This window comes from Paraburkholderia sp. (assembly GCF_049581445.1).
Lineage (GTDB): Bacteria > Pseudomonadota > Gammaproteobacteria > Burkholderiales > Burkholderiaceae > Paraburkholderia.
Window position 1 is genome coordinate 1 of sequence record NZ_JBAURZ010000021.1, and the last position, 3,700, is coordinate 3,700.

Sequence of the window (3,700 nt, forward strand, 5' to 3'; positions counted from 1 at the left end):
CCGCCGCACTGATGCGGGCGCATGTGAATGGCGGGCGGCAACGCGCGCATGAGGCATATGAACCGGCTGGACAACGGAGCGTGGTGCTGCCGTCGACGGCCCCGACTGATGAAGAACGCGCGTAGCGACGCGCAGGGAAGAGAACGATGTCGATCGATACCGAACAAAGCGTGCGCAGTATTGAAGTGAATGGCCGTGCCTACCGGCTCTCGTCGAAGCCGACGGTGGTGGTCTGCGTAGACGGCTGCGAGTACGACTACCTTGAAGCGGCAGTCGCGGCCGGCGTTGCGCCGTTCATCGGCAAGATGCTGAAAGAGGGCACCGCGCTCAAGGGCGATTGCGTGATTCCGTCGTTTACCAACCCGAATAATCTGTCGATCGTCTGCGGCGTGCCGCCGTCAGTGCATGGCATTTGCGGCAATTACTTCTGGGATCCGCAGGCCAACGGCGGCGAGGGCGCGGAAGTGATGATGAACGACCCCGCCTATCTGCGCGCCGGGACATTGCTGGCGGCCGCAGCGGATGCAGGCGCCCCCGTTGCCGTGGTGACCGCGAAAGACAAGCTGCGGCGGCTGCTCGGCTGGCAACTGAAGGGCATCTGCTTCTCCGCGGAGAAGGCTGACACGGTCACGCTTGAGGAAAACGGGATTGGCGAGGTGCTCGACCTCGTGGGATTGCCGGTGCCGGATGTCTACAGCGCGGGGCTGTCCGAGTTCGTGTTCGCAGCCGGCGTGCGGCTCGCGCAAACCCGCAAACTGGATCTGATGTACCTCTCGACCACTGACTATATCCAGCACAAGTGGGCGCCGGGCACCGAAGGCGCGAACGACTTTTACGCCATGATGGACCGCTATCTGGCGCAACTCGATGCACTCGGCTGGGTGATCGGCCTGACCGCCGATCACGGTATGAATGCGAAGCACGATCCGCAAACGGGCGAGCCGAACGTGATCTATCTGCAGGACGTGATGGACGAATGGCTCGGCGCACGCAAGGCGCGGGTGATCCTGCCGATCACGGACCCGTATGTGGTTCACCACGGTGCACTGGGTTCGTTTGCGACTATCTATTTGCCGCACGATGTCAGCGTGGCGCAGGTGATCGAACGGATTGGCGGTATGCCCGGCGTTGAAGTCGTGCTCGATAACCGCGCGGCCTGCGAGCGCTTCGAACTGCCGAACGATCGGGTCGGCGACATCGTGGTGATCAGCAAACGTGACGTGGTGCTGGGCACGCGGCGCGAAGAGCACGATCTCTCAGGGTTGACCGTGCCGCTGCGTTCGCATGGCGGTCTATCGGAGCAGGAAGTGCCGTTGATTTTCAACCGGCATCTCGAAGGTCTCGCCGAGGGCAAGCGCCTGCGCAACTTCGACGTGTTCGATCTGGCTTTGAACCATGTGGTGACATCATGAATGCCGCGCTGACGCTGACTGACCATCCCGCATTCCGTGAGGAAGCACTTCGCCTGAAGGGCGAACGGGCACGGCGTGAACGCACGCTCGATGTGTTCGATCCGTATTCGGGCTTGCGCGTGGGCACGGTGCCGTTGGCGAGCGTCGATGATGTGCGCGCGGCTTTTGAATACGCCGCTGCGTATCGTTCTACCCTCACACGCTATGAGCGCTCGCAGATTCTGGAGCGCGCAGCACAGTTGCTGCGCGAACGCACTGAGGCGGCGTCCGATCTGATTTCGCTCGAGTCCGGGCTGTCAAAGCAGGACTCACGCTACGAGATTGGCCGCGTGGCCGATGTGCTGAAATTTGCTTCTTTCGAAGCATTGCGTGACGACGGCCAGAGCTTTTCGTGCGATCTGACGCCGCATGGCAAGAAGCGCCGCGTGTTTTCGCAGCGTGAACCGCTCGCAGGCGTGATCGTCGCGATCACGCCGTTCAACCATCCGATGAACCAGGTCGCGCACAAGATCGCGCCGGCCATTGCGACCAATAACCGCGTGTTGCTGAAGCCATCCGAGAAGGTGCCGCTGTCGGCGTTCTACCTGGCGGACATTCTGTATGAAGCCGGGTTGCCTGAACCGATGCTGCAGGTGCTGACCGGCGACCCGCGCGAAATCGCCGATGAGCTGATCACGCATCCGCTGGCCGAGCTGGTGACGTTCACGGGCGGTGTCTCTATAGGCAAATACATTGCGGCGAAGGCCGGGTATCGACGCGTGGTGCTGGAGCTGGGCGGCAACGATCCGCTGATTGTGCTCGAAGACGCGGACCTTGACCGCGCCGCGACGCTCGCGGTGCAGGGCTCGTACAAGAACTCCGGACAACGCTGTACCGCAGTCAAACGAATACTCGTGCAAAAGAGCGTGGCGGCGGAATTTACCGAGCAGGTGGTGGAGAAGACGCGCGCCTGGACCTACGGCGATCCGTTCGACGCGGCCAACCAGATGGGCACGGTCATCGACGCAGCCGCGGCGCAACTCTTCGAGGCACGCGTCAACGAAGCGGTGGCGCAGGGCGCGCGGCTTCTGACCGGTAACAAACGCGTGGGCGCAATGTATGCGCCGACTGTGGTGGACCGGGTGGACCCGGCGATGTCGTTGGTGCGCGAGGAAACCTTCGGGCCGGTGTCGCCGATCATCACGTTCGATACGCTTGATGACGCCATTCGTATTAGTAACGGCACAGCGTTCGGTTTGTCGTCGGGCGTCTGCACGAACAGGCAGGATGCGATCACGCGCTTTATCAACGAACTGCGGGTCGGTACGGTCAATGTTTGGGAAGTGCCGGGATACAGGATCGAGCTGACGCCTTTTGGCGGCATCAAGGATTCGGGGCTCGGTTATAAGGAAGGGGTGCAGGAAGCCATGAAGAGCTTTACCAACCTCAAGACGTTTTCGTTGCCTTGGGAGTAAACATATGGCTTTGAGTCTGGATGATATTCGTGGGTTGTTCGAGCAACATGGCGCGCTGGCCTATAGCGGCGAGCCTGTCACGCAACTGGAGCACGCTCTACAGAGCGCTGCGCTGGCTGAAAACGAAGGGGCCAGCGACGAGCTGGTGGCCGCCGCTTTTCTGCATGACCTGGGCCATTTGCTGAATCGCTTCGGCGAGACGCCGACGGAGCAGGGCATTGACGACCTGCATCAGTATTTTGCTTTGCCGTTTCTGCGTCCGGTGCTCCCGGAAGCCGTGCTGGAGCCGATCCGCCTGCATGTCGACGCGAAGCGCTGCCTGTGTGCAATCGACGCGGGCTATTTCGGACGCCTGTCCGCGGATTCAGTGCGCAGCCTGGCGTTGCAAGGCGGTGTGTTCAGCAAACAGGAAGCGGACATTTTCCTGAGCAAGCCCTACGCAGAGGACGCATTGCGCGTGCGCAGATGGGACGATCTCGCCAAGGAAGCAAACCGTGTGACGCCAGGACTCGACCACTACATGGATGTAGTGGGGCGGGTGATGAATGCGTCCGCAATCGCCTGATACGGGCGTTTAATTCGCGGCGCCCACGCTAGTTCTGGCGGCACGATTCCTTGATGAATTGAGGGTGTCAAAATAACGCTTGCAAGGCATGGAATGGCTCGCTAGAATCTCGGTCTTTCGCGCTTCGGCAACGAGGTGCGGGAGGCGGGAGAGCCAGCAATGGCAAGGGTTTGAGCGGGTCGGGCGGGTTCAGGAAGTTAAAAAAACCTGTTGACGACGTAGCGAAAGTTCTTCATAATCTCGTTTCTCTGCTGCTGATGCAGCGACGC

Annotated in this window: 3 protein-coding genes; all 3 read left to right on the forward strand. The window is 61.0% G+C overall.

Annotated elements, in window-relative coordinates; all coding sequences use genetic code 11:
• Positions 1-146: 146 nt before the first annotated feature.
• Genes phnA through WCA85_RS01235 form a run of 3 tightly spaced genes read left to right on the forward strand, consistent with a single transcriptional unit; the run spans position 147 to position 3,431 of the window.
• Positions 147-1,412, forward strand: coding sequence for a phosphonoacetate hydrolase (gene phnA / locus WCA85_RS01225; RefSeq protein ID WP_424061214.1), 1,266 nt, complete (start codon positions 147-149; stop codon positions 1,410-1,412).
• Entirely contained in the window at positions 1,409-2,866 is a 1,458-nt protein-coding gene (phnY, locus tag WCA85_RS01230) for a phosphonoacetaldehyde dehydrogenase (RefSeq protein ID WP_424061215.1), read from the forward strand. Before phnA ends, phnY begins: the two co-directional genes overlap by 4 nt.
• Before the next feature lie 4 nt (positions 2,867-2,870).
• Positions 2,871-3,431 (forward strand): phosphonate degradation HD-domain oxygenase, encoded by a 561-nt coding sequence (locus WCA85_RS01235; RefSeq protein WP_424061216.1) that lies wholly within the window; start codon positions 2,871-2,873, stop codon positions 3,429-3,431.
• Positions 3,432-3,700: the final 269 nt, after the last annotated feature.

Excerpts from the sequence above, each read along its gene's own strand:
- phnA (WP_424061214.1), top strand. The coding sequence starts at position 147 with ATGTCGATCGATACCGAACAAAGCGTGCGCAGTATTGAAGTGAATGGC.
- WCA85_RS01235 (WP_424061216.1), top strand. The coding sequence starts at position 2,871 with ATGGCTTTGAGTCTGGATGATATTCGTGGGTTGTTCGAGCAACATGGC.
- phnY (WP_424061215.1), top strand. The coding sequence starts at position 1,409 with ATGAATGCCGCGCTGACGCTGACTGACCATCCCGCATTCCGTGAGGAA.